The 17,330-nt window shown below is 55.4% G+C and carries 16 protein-coding genes; 4 read left to right on the top strand and 12 right to left on the bottom strand.

Annotation, left to right across the window (positions count from 1 at the left end):
* Positions 1–15: 15 nt before the first annotated feature.
* A complete protein-coding gene (gene trxB, locus M8006_RS06700; RefSeq protein ID WP_250080685.1) occupies positions 16–966 on the bottom strand; it encodes a thioredoxin-disulfide reductase in 951 nt (316 codons plus the stop codon).
* Positions 967–1,243: 277 nt separating this feature from the next.
* Here trxB and acnA point away from each other — a divergent pair, with 277 nt between their 5' ends.
* Positions 1,244–4,000 (top strand): aconitate hydratase AcnA, encoded by a 2,757-nt coding sequence (acnA, locus tag M8006_RS06695; RefSeq protein WP_250080684.1) that lies wholly within the window; start codon positions 1,244–1,246, stop codon positions 3,998–4,000.
* 64 nt (positions 4,001–4,064) lie between these two features.
* Here acnA and M8006_RS06690 read toward each other — a convergent pair whose 3' ends face one another.
* The gene (locus M8006_RS06690) at positions 4,065–5,741 is read right to left on the bottom strand and encodes an NAD-dependent malic enzyme (RefSeq protein WP_250080683.1); all 1,677 of its coding nucleotides are present in this window, start codon (positions 5,739–5,741) and stop codon (positions 4,065–4,067) included.
* A gap of 205 nt (positions 5,742–5,946) precedes the next feature.
* Here M8006_RS06690 and M8006_RS06685 point away from each other — a divergent pair, with 205 nt between their 5' ends.
* The 3 genes from M8006_RS06685 (at position 5,947) to M8006_RS06675 (ending at position 7,676) form a co-directional block, all read left to right on the top strand.
* Entirely contained in the window at positions 5,947–6,582 is a 636-nt protein-coding gene (locus M8006_RS06685; RefSeq protein ID WP_250080682.1) for a popeye domain-containing protein, read from the top strand.
* Positions 6,583–6,647: 65 nt separating this feature from the next.
* The gene (locus M8006_RS06680; protein ID WP_250080681.1) at positions 6,648–6,863 is read left to right on the top strand and encodes a hypothetical protein; all 216 of its coding nucleotides are present in this window, start codon (positions 6,648–6,650) and stop codon (positions 6,861–6,863) included.
* Between the two features lie 39 nt (positions 6,864–6,902).
* Entirely contained in the window at positions 6,903–7,676 is a 774-nt protein-coding gene (locus M8006_RS06675; RefSeq protein WP_250080680.1) for a 3',5'-cyclic-nucleotide phosphodiesterase, read from the top strand.
* 132 nt (positions 7,677–7,808) lie between these two features.
* Here the strand turns inward: M8006_RS06675 and M8006_RS06670 are convergent, their stop codons facing one another.
* The 10 genes from M8006_RS06670 to fkpB all read right to left on the bottom strand — a co-directional run bounded on the left by M8006_RS06670 (position 7,809) and on the right by fkpB (position 17,295).
* Positions 7,809–10,040 (bottom strand): CHASE2 domain-containing protein, encoded by a 2,232-nt coding sequence (locus M8006_RS06670; protein WP_250080679.1) that lies wholly within the window; start codon positions 10,038–10,040, stop codon positions 7,809–7,811.
* Between the two features lie 107 nt (positions 10,041–10,147).
* Positions 10,148–11,368, bottom strand: coding sequence for a YeeE/YedE family protein (locus tag M8006_RS06665; RefSeq protein ID WP_250080678.1), 1,221 nt, complete (start codon positions 11,366–11,368; stop codon positions 10,148–10,150).
* A gap of 133 nt (positions 11,369–11,501) precedes the next feature.
* Positions 11,502–12,527 carry a tryptophan--tRNA ligase gene (locus M8006_RS06660; RefSeq protein WP_250080677.1) on the bottom strand — a complete coding sequence of 342 codons (1,026 nt, stop codon included), beginning with the start codon at positions 12,525–12,527 and terminating at the stop codon, positions 11,502–11,504.
* A 74-nt stretch (positions 12,528–12,601) separates the two neighbouring features.
* The gene (locus M8006_RS06655) at positions 12,602–13,702 is read right to left on the bottom strand and encodes a pilus assembly PilX N-terminal domain-containing protein (protein ID WP_250080676.1); all 1,101 of its coding nucleotides are present in this window, start codon (positions 13,700–13,702) and stop codon (positions 12,602–12,604) included.
* A 33-nt stretch (positions 13,703–13,735) separates the two neighbouring features.
* Positions 13,736–14,185 (bottom strand): PilW family protein, encoded by a 450-nt coding sequence (locus M8006_RS06650; RefSeq protein WP_250080675.1) that lies wholly within the window; start codon positions 14,183–14,185, stop codon positions 13,736–13,738.
* Between the two features lie 15 nt (positions 14,186–14,200).
* Entirely contained in the window at positions 14,201–14,593 is a 393-nt protein-coding gene (locus M8006_RS06645; protein ID WP_250080674.1) for a type IV pilus modification PilV family protein, read from the bottom strand.
* The gene (locus M8006_RS06640; RefSeq protein WP_284046960.1) at positions 14,590–15,054 is read right to left on the bottom strand and encodes a GspH/FimT family pseudopilin; all 465 of its coding nucleotides are present in this window, start codon (positions 15,052–15,054) and stop codon (positions 14,590–14,592) included. The genes M8006_RS06645 and M8006_RS06640 overlap by 4 nt, the downstream gene beginning before the upstream one ends.
* Positions 15,055–15,265: 211 nt before the next feature.
* The gene (locus M8006_RS06630; protein WP_347709746.1) at positions 15,266–15,688 is read right to left on the bottom strand and encodes a type IV pilin protein; all 423 of its coding nucleotides are present in this window, start codon (positions 15,686–15,688) and stop codon (positions 15,266–15,268) included.
* Between the two features lie 64 nt (positions 15,689–15,752).
* Positions 15,753–16,706, bottom strand: coding sequence for a 4-hydroxy-3-methylbut-2-enyl diphosphate reductase (ispH, locus tag M8006_RS06620; protein ID WP_250080741.1), 954 nt, complete (start codon positions 16,704–16,706; stop codon positions 15,753–15,755).
* 142 nt (positions 16,707–16,848) lie between these two features.
* The gene (gene fkpB / locus M8006_RS06615) at positions 16,849–17,295 is read right to left on the bottom strand and encodes an FKBP-type peptidyl-prolyl cis-trans isomerase (RefSeq protein WP_250080673.1); all 447 of its coding nucleotides are present in this window, start codon (positions 17,293–17,295) and stop codon (positions 16,849–16,851) included.
* Positions 17,296–17,330 lie beyond the last annotated feature (35 nt).

Raw genomic sequence — 17,330 nt, 5'->3', positions numbered from 1 at the left:
GTGATAGCGGTGCCCTTAGCTCAAGCCATCCAAATAACGCTCGGCATCGAGTGCGGCCATGCAACCGCTGCCAGCGGAGGTGATCGCTTGGCGGTAAACGTGATCCATCACATCGCCGGCGGCAAACACACCCGGCACGCTGGTCGCGGTGGCATTGCCGTCAAGGCCCGATTTCACCTTGATGTAGCCGCCGCCCATTTCCAGCTGGCCTTCGAACATCCCTGTGTTCGGGCTGTGGCCAATGGCGATGAAAAGCCCCGGCGCGTGCAGCTCTTTGCTGCTGCCGTCTTGAGTCGACTTCAACCGTACCCCGGTGACGCCGGTGTTATCGCCTAGCACCTCGTCGACTTCTTGGAACCATTCGACGGCCATATTGCCGCTTTTCACTTTCTCGAACAGCTTATCCTGGAGAATTTTCTCCGCACGCAGCGTGTCGCGACGGTGTACCAAGGTCACCTTGGAGGCGATATTAGATAAATACAGCGCCTCTTCCACGGCGGTATTGCCGCCGCCGACCACAATCACTTCCTGTTGGCGATAGAAAAAGCCATCGCAGGTTGCACAGGCCGACACGCCTTGGCCCATAAACTTTTGCTCAGACTCAAGACCCAGATAACGCGCGCTGGCACCGGTGGCGATAATCAGCGCATCGCAGGTATAAATACCATTATCGCCTTTCAGGGTGAAAGGTTTTTCACCTAGCGTCACCTCGTGAATATGATCAAACAGCACCTCGGTATTAAACCGCTCAGCGTGCTGCTTCATCCGCTCCATCAACTCAGGCCCTTGCACGCCCTCGGCATCCCCCGGCCAATTATCCACATCGGTGGTGGTGGTGAGCTGACCGCCCGCTTGGATACCGGTAATCAGCAGCGGGTTGAGGTTGGCACGCGCGGCGTAAACGGCGGCCGTATAACCGGCAGGGCCGGAGCCGAGAATGATCAAGCGTTCGTGACGTGTTTCCATGCAGGCACCTTGGTGAGATGAAATGTGATCGCCTTTCGACAAGCTCAGGGCGATCAAAATATTTGCGTAGATAAATGGTACCAGCTCAGCGTGATTACAAGGGTCTATCTTAGCGATTAGGCGAATATCGCCTTGAAATTATTTATCCACACACCCATGTGTTATTAGTGTATTGAAAAAGCTATTGCTGGGGCATTAAAAGAACAAGCAGTAAAAAAGACACAGATCGTCGCTCTGCGAAACGGCTGCTAAGCTGAATCGCTAAAAGGAGAAACCTATGAGCAAGAATCCCGAATCGCTACAAACCGAGTCGTTACAAACCCTCGAGGTGGGCAGCCAAACGTATCACTACTACAGCCTTCCTCACGCTGCCAACACGCTAGGCAACATCGACCGCCTGCCCAAGACACTCAAAACACTGCTTGAAAACCAACTGCGCTTCGCTGATGACGAAAGCGTTGCGGTGGAAGATATGCAAGCGCTGGTCGATTGGCAGAAAGAAGGCAAATCGAGCCGCGAGATCGGCTACCGCCCGGCGCGCGTGCTGATGCAAGATTTTACCGGCGTGCCCGGTGTGGTGGACCTTGCTTCCATGCGCGCCGCCGTTGCCAAGCTTGGTGAAGACCCGGCGCGCATCAATCCGCTTACACCGGTGGATTTGGTCATTGACCACTCGGTCATGGTGGATAATTTTGGCAACGTCACAGCGTTCCAGGATAACGTCGATATTGAGATGCAGCGTAACCGCGAGCGCTATGAATTTCTGCGCTGGGGGCAGGAAGCGTTTGATAACTTCCGCGTGGTGCCGCCCGGCACCGGTATCTGCCACCAGGTCAACCTGGAGTACCTCGGCCAAACGGTGTGGACGAAGCAGGAAGACGGCAAAACCGTTGCCTACCCCGATACGCTCGTGGGTACCGACTCCCACACCACCATGATCAACGGTTTGGGCGTGCTCGGTTGGGGCGTTGGCGGCATCGAAGCAGAAGCCGCCATGCTTGGCCAACCGGTCTCCATGCTGGTCCCCGAAGTGGTTGGCTTCAAACTTACCGGTAAGCTGCGCGAAGGTATCACCGCCACGGACCTCGTATTGACGGTCACCGAAATGCTGCGCAAAAAAGGCGTCGTCGGTAAGTTTGTGGAGTTCTACGGCGACGGCCTGAAAGACCTGCCGCTGGCCGACCGCGCCACCATCGCCAACATGGCGCCAGAATACGGCGCCACTTGTGGTTTCTTCCCGGTTGACGATGAAACGCTCAACTACATGCGTTTAACCGGCCGCGACGATGAGCAGGTCGCACTGGTGGAAGCCTACAGCAAGATCCAAGGCCTATGGCGCGAACCGGGCGACGAACCGGTCTTCACCGACTCGCTGCACCTGGATATGAACGAGGTTGAGGCCAGCCTTGCCGGGCCGAAGCGTCCGCAAGACCGCGTTGAACTGAAAGACATGCCGACGGCTTTCGCCCAAGTCATGAAAGACGACGGCAAGACGACGGAACCCCAATCATCGCCAGATAAACTCGACTCTGAAGGCGGCCAAACCGCCGTAGGCGTCGAGCGCAGCTTTGATCACGACGACAGCCAAAACGTCAATTTCAAAGACCAAGACTTCAAGCTCAACCCAGGCGCGGTGGTGATTGCAGCAATCACGTCTTGCACTAACACTTCCAACCCCAGCGTGATGATGGCGGCCGGCCTTGTGGCGCGCAATGCCCGCAAGAAAGGCTTAACCACCAAACCGTGGGTCAAAACATCGCTCGCGCCCGGCTCCAAGGTGGTCACCGATTACCTCGAAGCCGCCAATCTGAACGACGATTTAGACGCACTCGGCTTCAACTTGGTGGGCTACGGCTGCACGACGTGTATCGGTAACTCCGGCCCATTGCCGGAAGAGATCGAGAAAGCCGTCACCGATGGCGATTTAACCGTTGCCTCGGTGCTCTCCGGTAACCGTAACTTTGAAGGCCGCGTTCACCCGCTGGTGAAAACCAATTGGCTCGCCTCGCCGCCGCTAGTGGTGGCCTACGCGCTCGCTGGCAACGTGCAGTGCGACCTCACCCAAGACGCGCTAGGCAAAGATCGCGACGGCAACCCGGTGTATTTGAAAGACGTTTGGCCGTCGCAAGCGGAGATTGCCGAAGCGGTGGCGCAAGTAAATACCGAGATGTTCCGCAAAGAGTACGGCGCGGTATTTGAAGGAGACGACACCTGGAAAGCAATTGACGTGCCGCAAAGTAAGGTTTACCAGTGGCCGGAGTCTACCTACATTCAGCACCCGCCGTTCTTTGAAGACATGGGACGTGAGCCCGACGCCATTGACGACGTGAAAAGCGCGCGTGTGCTGGCAATGCTGGGTGACTCGGTGACCACCGACCATATCTCGCCAGCCGGCGCCATTAAGCCCGATAGCCCCGCTGGTCGTTACCTGCAGGAGAACGGCGTCAAGCCGGTCGATTTCAACTCCTACGGCTCGCGCCGCGGTAACCACGAAGTCATGATGCGCGGTACCTTCGCCAACGTGCGGATCAAAAACGAAATGCTCGACGGCGTGATTGGCGGCGAAACCCGCCATGTGCCAAGCGGCGAGCAGATGGCGATCTTTGACGCGGCGATGAAGTACAAAGAGGAAGGCAAGCCGCTTGTCGTCATTGCCGGCAAAGAGTACGGCACGGGATCCTCGCGCGATTGGGCGGCCAAAGGCACGCGGCTTCTCGGCGTGCGTGCGGTGCTCGCCGAATCATTTGAGCGTATTCACCGCTCCAACCTGATCGGCATGGGTGTGGTTCCGCTGCAGTTCCCCGAAGGCGAGAGCCGTCAAACGCTGGGGTTAACCGGCGATGAAGAAGTCTCTATTGAAGGGCTTTCCGAGCTAAGCCCGGGCGGCAACGTTAAGGTCAGAATCTTGAAAGCTGACGGTGAAGTGCACGACCTTAACGCCAAATGCCGAATCGATACCGCTAATGAGCTGGCGTACTACCGTCATGGTGGTATCCTTCATTATGTGCTTCGCAAGATGATTGGCGCAGCCTAGTCGGGTAACCGACCGGTCCAATGCTTGCAGCCCCCACTACGGTGGGGGCTTTTTTTGTTTGAGATTAAAACGCGCGGCGACGATAAACGCGGTACTCCGGCGACCAACAGTTGCGCTCGATGGACTCGCGCAGCTTGGTGCCGTTTGTTTTCAATGCGACGCCGTTTTGCTGCGCTTGAGCAGCCACTTCGAAGGCAATGGACTTACTGATCTCATTAATGCGTGAAAGCGACGGCAATAGCGCCCCTTTACCCTCTTTTACTAGCGGCGCTTCGCGCGCCAGTGCACGCGAGGCGCTCATTAGCATTTCATCCGTCACTCGCGAGGCATTAGCGGCGAGCACGCCAAGCCCAATACCGGGGAAGATATAGGCGTTATTGCACTGCGCGATAGGATAAGTACGGCCGTTATGCACCACCGGCGCGAAGGGGCTACCGGTTGCCACGAGTGCCTTGCCGTCCGTCCAGCGGATGACATCTTCTGGCACCGCTTCAGCGCGGGAGGTAGGGTTGGAAAGCGGCATAATGACCGGGTTCTCGCAACCGGCGTGCATGGTGCGAATCACGTCTTCGGTAAAAATCCCTTGTTGGCCGCACACGCCAACCAGCACGGTAGGCTTGATTTGCGCGATCGTCTCTTCCAACGCCTGGCCGTTCCACTCTGCCACCAGTGTTGGGTCGTGGGCTAAACGGCGCTGAAAATCGCGCTGCCATGTTTGATCCGAGGTCATCAGCCCCTCGCGGTCGACCATGTAGATACGCGAGCGAGCTTCCGCTTCGCTTAAGCCTTCCGCCATCATCGACACCACCACTTGCTCGGCGATGCCACAACCGGCCGAGCCCCCGCCGACAAATACCACACGCTGACCCGCAAGGGTCTCTTCCCGCGCTTGGCAAGCCGCCATCAAGGTGCCCACCACGACGGATGCCGTTCCCTGCACGTCATCGTTGAAACAGCAAAGCTCGTCGCGATAACGTTCTAACAGCGGGACCGCATTGGCTTGGGCGAAGTCTTCAAACTGCAGCAGCACGTTCGGCCAACGACGTTTCACCGCCGCGACAAACTCGTCCATGAAAGCGTCGTACTCTTCCTGGCCCACCCGCTCGTGGCGCCAGCCCATGTACATAGGGTCATCTAGCAGCGCTTGGTTATTGGTGCCCACGTCCAACATGATCGGCAGCGTATAGGCCGGGCTAATTCCCCCGCACGCGGTATAAAGTGCCAGCTTACCAATCGGAATACCCATCCCGCCGATGCCTTGATCGCCCAACCCCAAAATGCGTTCGCCGTCGGTCACCACGATGACTTTGACGTTGTCTTTGGTGGCGCTGCGCAACATGTCGTCCATGTGCTCGCGATCCGGGTAGCCGATAAAAAGCCCCCGGTGATTGCGGTAGATATTGGAGAATTCTTGGCACGCCTTGCCCACGGTGGGGGTATAAATAATCGGCAGCATCTCTTCCAAGTGCTGAGAAACCAAGCGAAAGTAGAGCGTTTCATTGTCGTCTTGAATTGCGCGAAGATGAATATGGCGCTCAAGGTCGCTGTGACACTGCTGATACTGGCGATACGCGCGTGCTAGTTGGTCCTCAACCGTTTCGACCTTTTGCGGCAAGAGCCCAATCAAATTAAACGCCAGACGCTCCTGCTGGGAAAATGCGCTGCCCTTATTGAGCAGCGGCATCTCCAGCAGCGACGGGCCAGCATAAGGAATGTATAGGGGACGTTTTTCGTGGGTCATGGGCACTCTCCGCTTTTTATCTCTGATGACTGCTGCAGTGAAATAAAACCAAGCACTTACGTTAGCACAGCCATAATGTAACACGGCCCCAAGGCAAACTCTTTACCTGTTGAGAGGACTTTGCCACGCTTTCCTGTAACATTAGATTACTCATATTCAACATGTTCAATCTTTTGCCAACGTGCCGTCGCGTAATGGAGGTGATGTGCTCACAGTGGCGCTGTTTTTCTTTGCCAATATCTTATTTTGCGTGGCTTATATGGTCCGCGACATGGCGTATTTGCGCGCCATTACGATTTTCGCAGCCAGCTGTACGCTGCCTTATTTTTATTTTCAAGCGACGCCTCTCTATTCCGCCATGGTGTGGCAGCTCGCCTTTATCATTATCAATGCGTTTAATTTAACCGCGTTGCTGCTTCAACGGCGGCCCATCAAACTCAATGAGCAGGAAACGTGGTTACAGCAAACCACATTGCGCTTGCTAAAGCCCCGAAAGATGCGTCGCCTCCTCCAGCTCGCCGAAATACATGAGACCGAAAAAGGCGAGCGTCTTATCGAGAAAGGCCAAGAACTCAATGCACTGCTGCTTATTTTATCGGGACAAGCTCAGGTCGAAATCAACCAACAGCAACGTGCCACGCTGTACCCAGGAGACTTTGCTGGCGAAATGAGTTTTATCAGTCACAAGCTCACCAGTGCCGATGTCGTTGCCAAAGAACCGGTGCGCTACTTAGTGTGGCCCGCTCATGTCCTTGAGCGCTTGTACCTGCGCGACCCCGATATGAAAGATGCCCTGCAAGGCGCAATTGGGTTAGATATGGCAAATAAGCTCGCCCGCTGATCCCGCCGCCTGGCTAAACGACTGCGGGAAAGTCGACCAAACTAGAAACACTACTTAGCCGCCTGATGATAGTAAAGACACACGTTGCGGCCAAGCAGCAAGCACTCGCAGACCATCATGGGCGCATGGTCGAGAACAGTCACTTAGACCCCAACTTTTTCGCCGTGTTTGTCGAGGAAAGCGTGTACATTGAGTACGCGCGTGAGTACCTTGCTAATGACCAGTTTGATACCGTGGACATCGCCTCGCTACCGAGGTTGCGTGCCACATCATCTGCCTAGGTCGACGATTCACTCTTATGCAAAGATACTAACAACGCTATGCTCATTCACTCTCTTGGCGCCAGCGGTGGCCTAGAGCCACAGCAAGGCACCAGCGCGTTTTATCTACCGCCTCATACGCTCATTGACGCGGGCACAGGGGCGTCACGGCTTAGTGATGCCGCCCTATCGTCACTCAGCAGCATTCTGATCACGCACGCACACCTTGATCATATCGCCAGCCTCCCCCTGCTGATCGATACGCAATTTGAGACGCTGGTCGAGCAAGAGCGCGCCCTAAGCGTCTATGCGCTGCCGGAGGTGCTCGAGGTGTTGAAAACGCATATTTTCAACGGCCACATCTGGCCTGACTTCACCCGCCTTCCCTCAGCGGAGACCCCGGTCGTTCGCTTTGTGCCCATCCATCTATGGCAGCCGTTTGCCTTACCTGCGGATTCGGAGAGAACGCTACAAGCCACCGCGTTTCCCGTCACTCACGGCGTCCCCACCTGCGGCTACTGTATTAGCGATGGCACCTCTCAGATAGCCATTTCCGGCGATACGGGCTTAAGCGAGACCACCATTGCCTCCCTTAACCGCTTAGGCGCGCTTGACCGCTTGGTCATTGAATGCGCTTTTAGTAACCACCTGGATGGCCTGGCAGAAATCGCCCACCACCTGACACCGCAGCGACTCGCTACCCTGCTCGCTGGCCTGGATACGCTGCCCAACGCCTTATGGATCACCCATTTAAAGCCCAAACAACGCGAACGTATTGCCACCGAGCTACGCCAACACCTTCCCCCTACTTTAAATTGGGCACTGCCATCATGAGGAACGCTATGCCGCTCAACGTCTCCCGACTCGCTCGCCACGCCTGGTAACCTCTCAACCAAGACAGGCACGCTTGAAGTAAGCGATGGTTCAACTTTTACTTTGGTATACCAAGGAATTTGAGCGTTAACCTCACTTCTCCGTGTGCGTCCAGACGCCGTCCCAGTCTGCCGGGGGCGGCTCGGTTTTAAAGTGTTCGATGCGTTCCAGGTACATCTGCGTGGGCGTGTCTTCCGGGTCTAGCGCCTGGAAGGCGCGCTCGGCGGCGGCAAAATCCGCGGCGTGGAACAAATCCAGCGCCTGCTCGAAGGCGGCGTGCCATTCGCGCTGCGCTTGGGAAAGGTCTTCCCAGCGGCCGAGCGGCTCTAAAATCCACAGCGCGATGCTGCGGCCTTTCACGCGGACTTTATCCAGGCGGCGGTAGCACCAGCTTGGCGCCTGCTCGGCGGTGGTGTCGCTGACGATCACGCTCGCCCCGTACGCCTTGGTGAGCCCTTCTAGGCGCGAGCCTAGGTTGACGTTATCGCCCATCACCGTATAGGCCATGCGAAAGCTTGAGCCCATGTTACCCACGCTCATCGGCCCGGTGTTGAGCCCCACCCCCATCGCCAGCGCGGGCTTGTCTTCGGCGGTAAACTCGCGATTGATGCCTTCCAGCGCCGCGAGCATGGCGAAGGCGCCGTCAAGGGCGTGCTCGGCGTGTTGTGCGTCGTGCAGCGGCGCGCCCCAGAACGCCATGATGGCGTCGCCCATGTACTTATCGATAGTGCCGTTGTATTGATGGATCGCGCCCGTCAGCGGCGTTAACAGCCGGTTCATCACCGCGGTGAGTTCCGATGGCGGGATTGACTCGGAAAACGCGGTAAAGCCGCGCACATCCGAGAACAGCACGGTGAGTTCGCGCTCTTCGCCCTCTAGGCCAAAACTTTCGCCGCTTTCGACCATGTCCTCTACCAACTCAGGCGGAATGTACTGGCCAAAGCGCTCGGCGACCCAGCGCTTTTGCTGCGATTCACGCAGGAAATTCATCGCCAAATGCCACAGCATTTGCGCCACCAGCAGCAGCAATAACCCCGCAATAGGCAGCGCCAGCCCCTGGTACCACGCCCAAAGGTTGCCACCGACCGCCGTCGCCAGCAGTACACCGCTCACCACCAGCAATAGCGGCGCGTTCAAGCGGGGGTACAGCAACACCATGAGAAGCCCAAGCGCGCTCAAACTCACGAGCTCAAAGCCAAGCACCCAGGGTGGCTGGGCTTTAATGCTCTGGTGCAGCATCCCCGCCAGCAGGCTCAAGTTAATCTCCGGCCCGGGGTAAACCGCCCCCACTGGCGTTGAGCGTAAATCCATCAACCCTGGGGCGGAGGCGCCCAGGATCAGCGTTTTCCCCGCCAGCGCGCCTGGTTCAAGGCGCCCTTCCAAGACATCGGCCGCCGAGTAGTAATCGAAGTGTCCACGTGGGCCGTACCAGGGCACAAGCGCTGCCCCTCGTGCATCAACGGGGATCTCGAAGCCGCCGACATCAAGCGCTTCCAACTGCGTGATACCCGCACCTTCGCCAATCACCGGTGTAATCGTGGGCTGCCCCAGCATGGTCAACAGCATTGCCAAGGGTAAATTGGGGTATAGCTCGTCTTCCCAGCGCTGCAGCATGGGCACGCGGCGAAACACGCCGTCGTCATCCACACGCGGGTTATCAAAGTAGCCCGCGCCCAATGCATTTTGCTGCAACACCGGCAAATTGGCGGTATAGCGCTCTGGCGTGGGGAAAGGAAGTGCCGTTGACGTTTCCACCCTGGCGGGCATGGGCAACTGCCCAACGGAAGGCGGGTCGCTCGGTTGGCGCGACGCCTGAAAATAGTACCCCAGCACCACCGGGTGGTTTGCCAGGGTGCTTGCCAACTGCTCATCGCCGTTAGCCGGTGGCGCCAAATCGTTTAATTGGGGATGTTCGCGGGCAAGCGCTTCCCAGTGCTGTTGCCACAGCGCGGTCTCCGGCTCGGCAAACACCACGTCAATGCCTAAAAGGCCCGCGTCGTACTCAGTGAATAGCGTTTCCACCAGTGCCGCCACGGTGGCGCGTGGCCACGGCCACTGGCCAATTTCGTACAGGCTGCGCTCGTCGATATCAATAATCGCCAACGATGGGTCAGCCTGCTCGCTGAGCGTGCCGCGTACTTTCAGGTCATACGCCTGCCACTCCAAGCGCTCCAGAACGGGCAGAGGAGGCATCACGCCCGCTCTTTCTGCCAGCAGCAACGCCACAATCAGCGCGCCGCCGAGGTATTGTAGCCAGCGCCAATAGCGGCTCTTTTGGGAAGGGTGCTGTTGGGAAGACGGCCGTTGAAAAAAAAGCTTCGCCACGCCAGGGGCCTCGTTACCAATGTCATGACAACCTAGCATGCCCCGTGCGTTAAAACGAAAACGCCCCGACCAAAAGCCGAGGCGCATTGCTTAATAGTGCCGGGCAGTTAGCACGTTTTTGCTGCCGGTTTTTTCCTTGCTTCTCCCACGAAGAAGAAAGGCCGCAGCTTCACGCCGAGCATATTGCCGGCGAACGCTGCCACCAGCCATACCCAGCCGTGCAGGCTACCGGAGGCGATACCGCTAAAATAGGCGCCGATATTGCAGCCAAAAGCCAACCGCGCGCCATAACCCAGCATCAGCCCGCCAATGACAGCGGCCACGACGGATCTCAACGGAATCTTGAAATTCGGTGCAAAGCGACCGGCCAAACTGGCCGCCGCTAACGCACCCAGCATAATGCCAACGTTCATCACCGTGGTGATATCGCGCCATACGCTCGCTTCTAGCGCGGCCGCATTCCAGGAGGATTGCCAGTAACCCCACTGGCTCACATCGCCGCCAACAAAGGTGTACGCTTTGGCGCCCCACAGGGCAAACGCCGAGGTAATGCCCCACGGGCGCCCCGACAGGGCCAGGGTGGCAAAGTTCAACAGCGCCAGCCCCACAGCACCCGCCACCAACGGCCAAGGGCCGGTCAGCCAACGCTCCATACCGTGTTTAGTAACCGCCGGTGCCTGCTCTAATTGCCCGTGGCGACGTTTCTCCATGACCACGGTGAAAGCGGCAATGACGGCAAACAGTGCCAAGCTAATGGCAATACCGCCCCCAGTGCCTGCCACGTCCACCAGCGATACCGGCTGAAATGATGGCAGGCTTTGCCACCAGGCGAAATGCGCCGAGCCAATCACGGAGCCGACGATAAAGAACAGCAGCGTGATCATCATCCTGGCGTTGCCGCCCCCCGCGGTGAACAGCGTGCCCGACGCACAACCGCCACCGAGCTGCATCCCCAGCCCGAAAATAAACGCCCCGACAATAACCGAGACGCCAATCGGCGCAACAAAGCCGTAAACCGACGTGCCAAACAGTGAGCCCGCCCCGAGCGCGGGGAAGAACAGCACCACGGCAATCGCCAGCATCACCATTTGCGCCCGCAGGCCGCGCCCTTTGCGCTCGGTAATAAACACCCGCCAAGCGGAGGTAAAACCAAACGCGGCGTGGTAAAGCACCATGCCCAAAAGGCCGCCGACAATCATCAGCAAGCCGGTGTTGGCATCAAACACGGCACCAATCACCAAGGCGCCCAGCACAATCAGCGCACCCGCCACCAACGGCACGCGGGAGTGCGGCTGTGATGCCGCCATTGAGGCAGAAGCGGTAGACATAACCATCCCCTTAGGTTGAAAAAGCGCCTGCTATCCAACAGGCGCTTTTAAGAAGCGATTATCAGAATAACGCTAGAACAAAATAACGCAAAAGGCTTTATCGTGACGTTTTTATTCTATATAAGAATATCAATTATATGAAACGTCCTAGACCTACGGCATCTCGCAGCCGCTCCATGGTCACCGTTGCTTCTTCGCGGGCGCGCTCAGCGCCTTTTTGCAGCACGGCTTCGATGTGGCCGGGGTCTTCCATCAAGGCGTTGTAACGCTCGCGGGGCTCGGCCAGGTGGGCGTTGAGATATTCAAATACCTGATTTTTGGCATCGCCCCAGCCAATGCCCTCGGCGTACTGCGCACGCATGGCCTCGGTTTCTTCACTTGAGGCAAAAGCGGAGTAGATCTGAAACAGCGTGCAAGTGTCTGGGTCTTTGGGCTCGCCGGGTTCGAGTGAGTTGGTTTTGATCTTACGCACCAGCTTTTGCAGCTTTTTCTCGGAGACAAACAGCGGGATGGTGTTTTGGTAGCTTTTGGACATCTTTCGACCATCGAGACCGTGCAGCACTTCCACCTTCTCGTCCACCACCGCCTCGGGCAGGGTGAAGTATTGGCTCTTATAGAGGTGGTTAAAACGCCCGGCGATATCCCGAGCCATTTCGATGTGCTGGATCTGATCGCGCCCAACCGGCACTTTGTTGGCGTTAAACATCAAAATATCCGCCGCCATCAGCACCGGGTAGCCGAACAGCCCCATGGTGATGCCTTTATCCGGGTCTTGGTTGCCAGATTCCTCGTTATCCGCCACGGCGGCCTTGTAGGCGTGGGCGCGGTTCATTAGCCCTTTGGCGCAAACGCAAGACAGCATCCAGGTAAGCTCGGGAATCTCGCGGATATCCGACTGACGGTAAAAAATCGCGTTATCGGTATCCAGCCCTAGCGCCAGCCACGTCGCGGCGATTTCCAAGCGCGACTGCTGCACTTGTTTCGGGTCTTGGCATTTGATCAGCGCGTGGTAGTCGGCCATAAAGTAGAATGACTGCACGCTAGGGTTTTGGCTTGCTTCAATCGCCGGCTTGATCGCCCCGACGTAGTTGCCAAGGTGCGGGGTGCCGGTGGTGGTGATACCGGTAAGAACGCGGGTTTTATCGGAAAACTTGCTCATGAGTATAAGGCTCTAGGTCAAATGCAACTATGATAACGCGCTGCCATTGGCAAGGCGAACGGGCAAGTCCAACATCATAGGGGGAGCCAAATGTAGCCACCGTCGTCTTCACTACCTGGAGCCTCATTTTCAAAGGGGAGAAAATCCAAATTTAACCCACCATTAAAAGTAGACGAACCCGCCGAAATAAAGCTTCCTTCATATTGAGTTCCACCTTGTCCTTTAAATACCAATGATCCTCCCGACCATACAAAACCTTTAAACCTATCACCCCCCATTCCACCAAAATCTGCATTTCCACCAGAAATTATTACTGTATTTTTTTCGCCATCAGTCTTTCCATTTATGCTAACTTCTCCCTCTACAACGACCTGTTTACCCTCAATATCTTCCAAGTTTAAAATAGCATCTCCATAGCAATATTTAATATTATACTCAACATTATCTAAACATTGACTGCCATTTTCCTCATAACCTAATGTATTTCTTATTTTTTCTATAAAACCGCTACCAGGATTTAGCCCTCCAGGTCCATAATCATTTATAATATCATTGTTATCATTTTTAATAATAGCGCCTATTTCATCTTGATTTTTATTACCACTATAGTTTCCACCAACTCGCACAGTACCAGGTATATTTGCACCACCATTTATAGCAAGAGCACCACCTATTAAAAGCGAATAATCGAAAAGTCCGTTGGGTAGATTTTCATAAACTGGGGAAGAACCTCCTCCAGAAGCCTGACCCACAACCAGGGGATATTCTGCTACTAAATTTCCATCACTTTCTCTCACTTGACCAACGACAAAATCGGCATTATTACCATTATAATCACACCCCCTATAATCATAGCGAACAGAAAAATTCTTATATATTTCTGAATTTACTTCATCACCGTCTTCAAAATTGTCAAGATTATAGGAATCAACCAGATCCAGGCATGAATCAGAGTATTCTGATGAATTAAAGTTATCCGCCTCTCTCCTGTCACTTCCTCCTTTTTCAGCTGCCATTTGCGCTAGCGCTGCCGCGCGGTAATTCCCCGCCAACCGCTCATCAATCAGCGCAGAGTTCATGCCGGAAACGCCGATCATCAGCGACCCAGCTAATAGGGCGAGAACAATAACGAGGGCGGCGCCTTGTTGCTTTATTGGATTTTTTTGAGCATTCATATCAACGCACCTAGAAAATAGGGTTAAAGCAATTTATGAACCTGGGTTAATTGCGCTAGCTCTATCCATTACGTGAAAAACCAGTTCTTCTACATTGTCATCACTCTCCCGCTCAAACCGTAGAGTGATTTTATGGAGATTACCGTCTTCCGATGCCATATAATTACATTCTTGGTCATTAGCGGGATTATCTGGAGAAAAGCCATCTACAACAGGATCTCCTTCTTTAAATATGGAACAGCTTTTTCCATCTGTGCTAATACTATAGGTGTAGTCGTCACCTTCCCCTTTTCGGTAGGCGTTTACTAGCGTATTGGCAGCAAACACCATTGCTTCTTGTTTACGGCTTAACTCATCGACTTTCTGAAAGGTCTGAAAGGTTGTAAGAAATAGCTGGCCAGCACCCAGGATAATAATCGTCCCAACCACCATGGCGACCATCAATTCGACTAGGGTGAAGCCTGCCTGTCGTTTCTTAAACATGATGAGCCTCACGGTTTAGTTAGGAAGCCGGAAAACATAGATAAAATCACCGTCGGCATCATCAGGAACCAGGTCAAGGGTAATCGTAATCTTAAACTCGCAACTGCCTTCTTCTGAAATGGTGCCGCTAGAATCTCGGATTGGTGTTTCACTGCCGTCAAACCAATACTCTTGCCAATTACTTTCCATGTTGTCGGTCATGTCTGAGCAGACAACTCCTTGTGCCAACTCAGCCCATAGCCTTTCCTGCGCATCCACCGCTGCAAGCGTCGCCACCGAACGCTGATACCCCGCCGTCGCACTTTGTAGTGCTTTCAGCTGCATGGCGGCGACGCCCACCAAGCCGAGGGAGAGAACAACTAGGGCGATCAGCGCCTCAATCAAGCTAAAGCCACGCTGGCGCTTCATGGCCCCCCCTCCTGTTTACGAATGCTACCGGTGGTTCGAATCACAAGCGTGACGGGATCAATGTCACTGTTTTCCTGCCGTGGGCTGATAGTGATCTCGCAGAGGTTACTTGGGCAAGTCGTTGTATCAGCATCGCCTAGGGCTTGGAACGTAAAGGTGAGCGTATCACTGCCTCCATTATGGCGAATATTACGAAGCTCTCCCAAACGTAGCACGTCGCTATTGTCAGCCGTTGGTATGATGCGATATTCCGGTGGAGTCAAAACCACTTCAATATCACGCCGCTGCTTGATCGCCTCACTTCGTGCAAAGCTCAGCACCGAGATCATTTCGTTGACATCACTTGCAAGCTGCTGGCGGGCGAGAAAAGTACTAAACGCGGGAACGGCCACCGTGGCGAGAATTGCCGCGATGGCTAACGTAATCAGTAGCTCGATTAACGTGAAGCCGCGTTGGTTCATGGTACTCCGTTGGTGCGTGATGCCGTTTGTGTGATGCCGTTCATCCTGAGCTTGTCGAAGGATACTGGGCCTTGCCTGCAGGCTAACCCCTTTCCACTCACCCTTCGACAAGCTCAGGGCGAGCGGTTAAACACTGCGCCAGCCTTGTAGGAGCCCGATTTATCGGGCGAATTTCCCCGCGTTCGCGCAATCAATTGCGCTCCTACAGGGCTTACCAACATTCACTGGGGGTTCGTTGACCATCGCTGTGCAACACAATCGTCTCACAGCCCTCTTTTACACGGCCTGCTGGGCCTGTTGCACTGACCGTGTAATTCCCTCCCTCAGCGTCAATGCCAACACCTTCACCAGCAAATGAATATAAATCGTTTGATTGATTGCCAAGATAGCTATTTGCCTCGGTGCAGCTTTCATAGCTGTAATTATTGGTATAACAGCGCTCTAAAATACTGGCAGCTTCCATCAGCACGGTTTGGGCATCGCTGCGCTGACTGCGCTCCACATAACGCGTGTAGCTGGGGTAGGCAATGGAGGCGATGATGCCGATGATCACGACAACGATCATCAGCTCAATCAAGGTGAAACCACACTGGCGGCGCGATAGGCCGCCGGGTAAACGAAAAAGTGAGGGCACAGCGGTGCTCCTGTTATCGGCGTCTCATACGTTTTCAGTATGTCGCAAGCCGATACACTTTGCATCAGCTGCTGGCAATCACCTGTTGACGCAGCTCACGGGGCATGGAAAAAGTGATGGTTTCTTCGCGGCCGGCGAGTTCTTCGGGTGCGGCGGCGCCGAGTGACTTCAGCCGCTCAACCACGCCTTTCACTAACACTTCGGGCGCACTGGCCCCCGCAGTGACGCCAATGCGCTGCACGTTATCTAGCCAGCTTGCATCGATCTGCTCGGCGTTGTCGATCAAATACGCTGGTGTGCCCACGCTCTCGGAAAGCTCGCGCAGGCGATTGGAGTTGGAACTGTTGGGGCTGCCAACCACCAACACCAAGTCGCTCTCGGCGGCTAGCTCGCGCACTGCATCTTGGCGGTTCTGGGTGGCGTAGCAGATATCATCCGTGCGCGGCCCGCTGATCTCGGGGAATTTATTCCGCAGCGCGTCGATGACTTTGGCGGCGTCGTCCATCGAGAGCGTGGTCTGGGTCACGAACGCCAGCTGGGTAGGATCTTCGACCTCCAGATTGGCTGCGTCGTGTTCATCTTCGACCAGATAGATTCGCCCGCCGTGGGAAGTGTCGTAGCGCCCCATGGTGCCTTCCACCTCGGGGTGCCCTTCGTGGCCGATCAGAATGCACTCTTGACCGCGCTTGGCATAGCGCAGCACTTCCAGGTGAACTTTAGTGACCAGCGGGCAGGTGGCGTCAAATACTTTTAAGCCGCGCTTTTCGGCTTCTTGCTGCACCGCACGGGAAACCCCGTGGGCGGAGAAAATCACAATCACGTCGTCAGGCACTTCGTGCAGTTCCTCGACAAACACTGCACCGCGCTCACGCAGCGTTTCCACCACAAAACGGTTGTGGACGACCTCATGGCGCACGTAAATCGGCGGGCCAAACACATCCAGCGCGCGATTGACGATATCGATCGCCCGGTCGACCCCGGCGCAAAAGCCGCGCGGATTGGCCAGTTTGATCTGCACGGATGATGTATTCGCCGTTTCCGGGAGCGTCTTAGAAGCTATTTCAGAAGCTATTTCAGAAACTTTTTCAGAAGCCATGCTCACGCCTTGATGCCACTGCATCGCTAAAAAATGGAGAGTACCGCTGCCATAAGTGGCGCTTTTAATGGGTCAGCGCCGGTTTAACGTCGAGAACGTCGACCTCAAAGGTCAGGGTACGCCCTGCCAACGGGTGGTTAAAGTCTACCTCAATACGATCACCGTCGATACTTTTGACCACACCGGGCAATTCCGTTCCCGCTTTATCGGCAAACGAGAGCACCATGCCCAGTTCCGGCGTTTCTTCGCCGAAGTCGTCGCGCTTCAACGTTTGGATATTCTGCGGGTTATGCTGGCCAAAGGCGTGCTCCGGTGTGATAGCGAAACTGTCGCTCTGGCCGGCGGTCATGCCCTTGATCGGGTTTTCAAATCCCGGCGGCAAGTTACCATCGCCAAACTGAAACGTCGCCGGCGCTTTTTCTTTGGTGGAATCCACCACGGTGCCGTCTTCTAATTTCAGCGTGAAGTGCAGGGTGATTTCCATGCCTTCATTAATCTGGTATTCGCTCATTGCTTGTACCCGTCGTTTAAAAATTAGTCTGCTGG

It is taken from the genome of Halomonas llamarensis (assembly GCF_023555005.1).
GTDB lineage: Bacteria > Pseudomonadota > Gammaproteobacteria > Pseudomonadales > Halomonadaceae > Vreelandella > Vreelandella llamarensis.
This window is presented reverse-complemented; position numbering and strand designations above follow the sequence as displayed.

Coding starts and splice junctions, on each gene's coding strand:
- acnA (WP_250080684.1), top strand. CDS start 1,244: ATGAGCAAGAATCCCGAATCGCTACAAACCGAGTCGTTACAAACCCTC.
- fkpB (WP_250080673.1), bottom strand. CDS start 17,295: ATGAGCGAATACCAGATTAATGAAGGCATGGAAATCACCCTGCACTTC.
- M8006_RS06665 (WP_250080678.1), bottom strand. CDS start 11,368: ATGTCTACCGCTTCTGCCTCAATGGCGGCATCACAGCCGCACTCCCGC.
- M8006_RS06650 (WP_250080675.1), bottom strand. CDS start 14,185: ATGTTTAAGAAACGACAGGCAGGCTTCACCCTAGTCGAATTGATGGTC.
- M8006_RS06680 (WP_250080681.1), top strand. CDS start 6,648: ATGATAGTAAAGACACACGTTGCGGCCAAGCAGCAAGCACTCGCAGAC.
- M8006_RS06645 (WP_250080674.1), bottom strand. CDS start 14,593: ATGAAGCGCCAGCGTGGCTTTAGCTTGATTGAGGCGCTGATCGCCCTA.
- M8006_RS06690 (WP_250080683.1), bottom strand. CDS start 5,741: ATGACCCACGAAAAACGTCCCCTATACATTCCTTATGCTGGCCCGTCG.
- M8006_RS06640 (WP_284046960.1), bottom strand. CDS start 15,054: ATGAACCAACGCGGCTTCACGTTAATCGAGCTACTGATTACGTTAGCC.
- M8006_RS06655 (WP_250080676.1), bottom strand. CDS start 13,702: ATGAATGCTCAAAAAAATCCAATAAAGCAACAAGGCGCCGCCCTCGTT.
- M8006_RS06660 (WP_250080677.1), bottom strand. CDS start 12,527: ATGAGCAAGTTTTCCGATAAAACCCGCGTTCTTACCGGTATCACCACC.
- trxB (WP_250080685.1), bottom strand. CDS start 966: ATGGAAACACGTCACGAACGCTTGATCATTCTCGGCTCCGGCCCTGCC.
- M8006_RS06675 (WP_250080680.1), top strand. CDS start 6,903: ATGCTCATTCACTCTCTTGGCGCCAGCGGTGGCCTAGAGCCACAGCAA.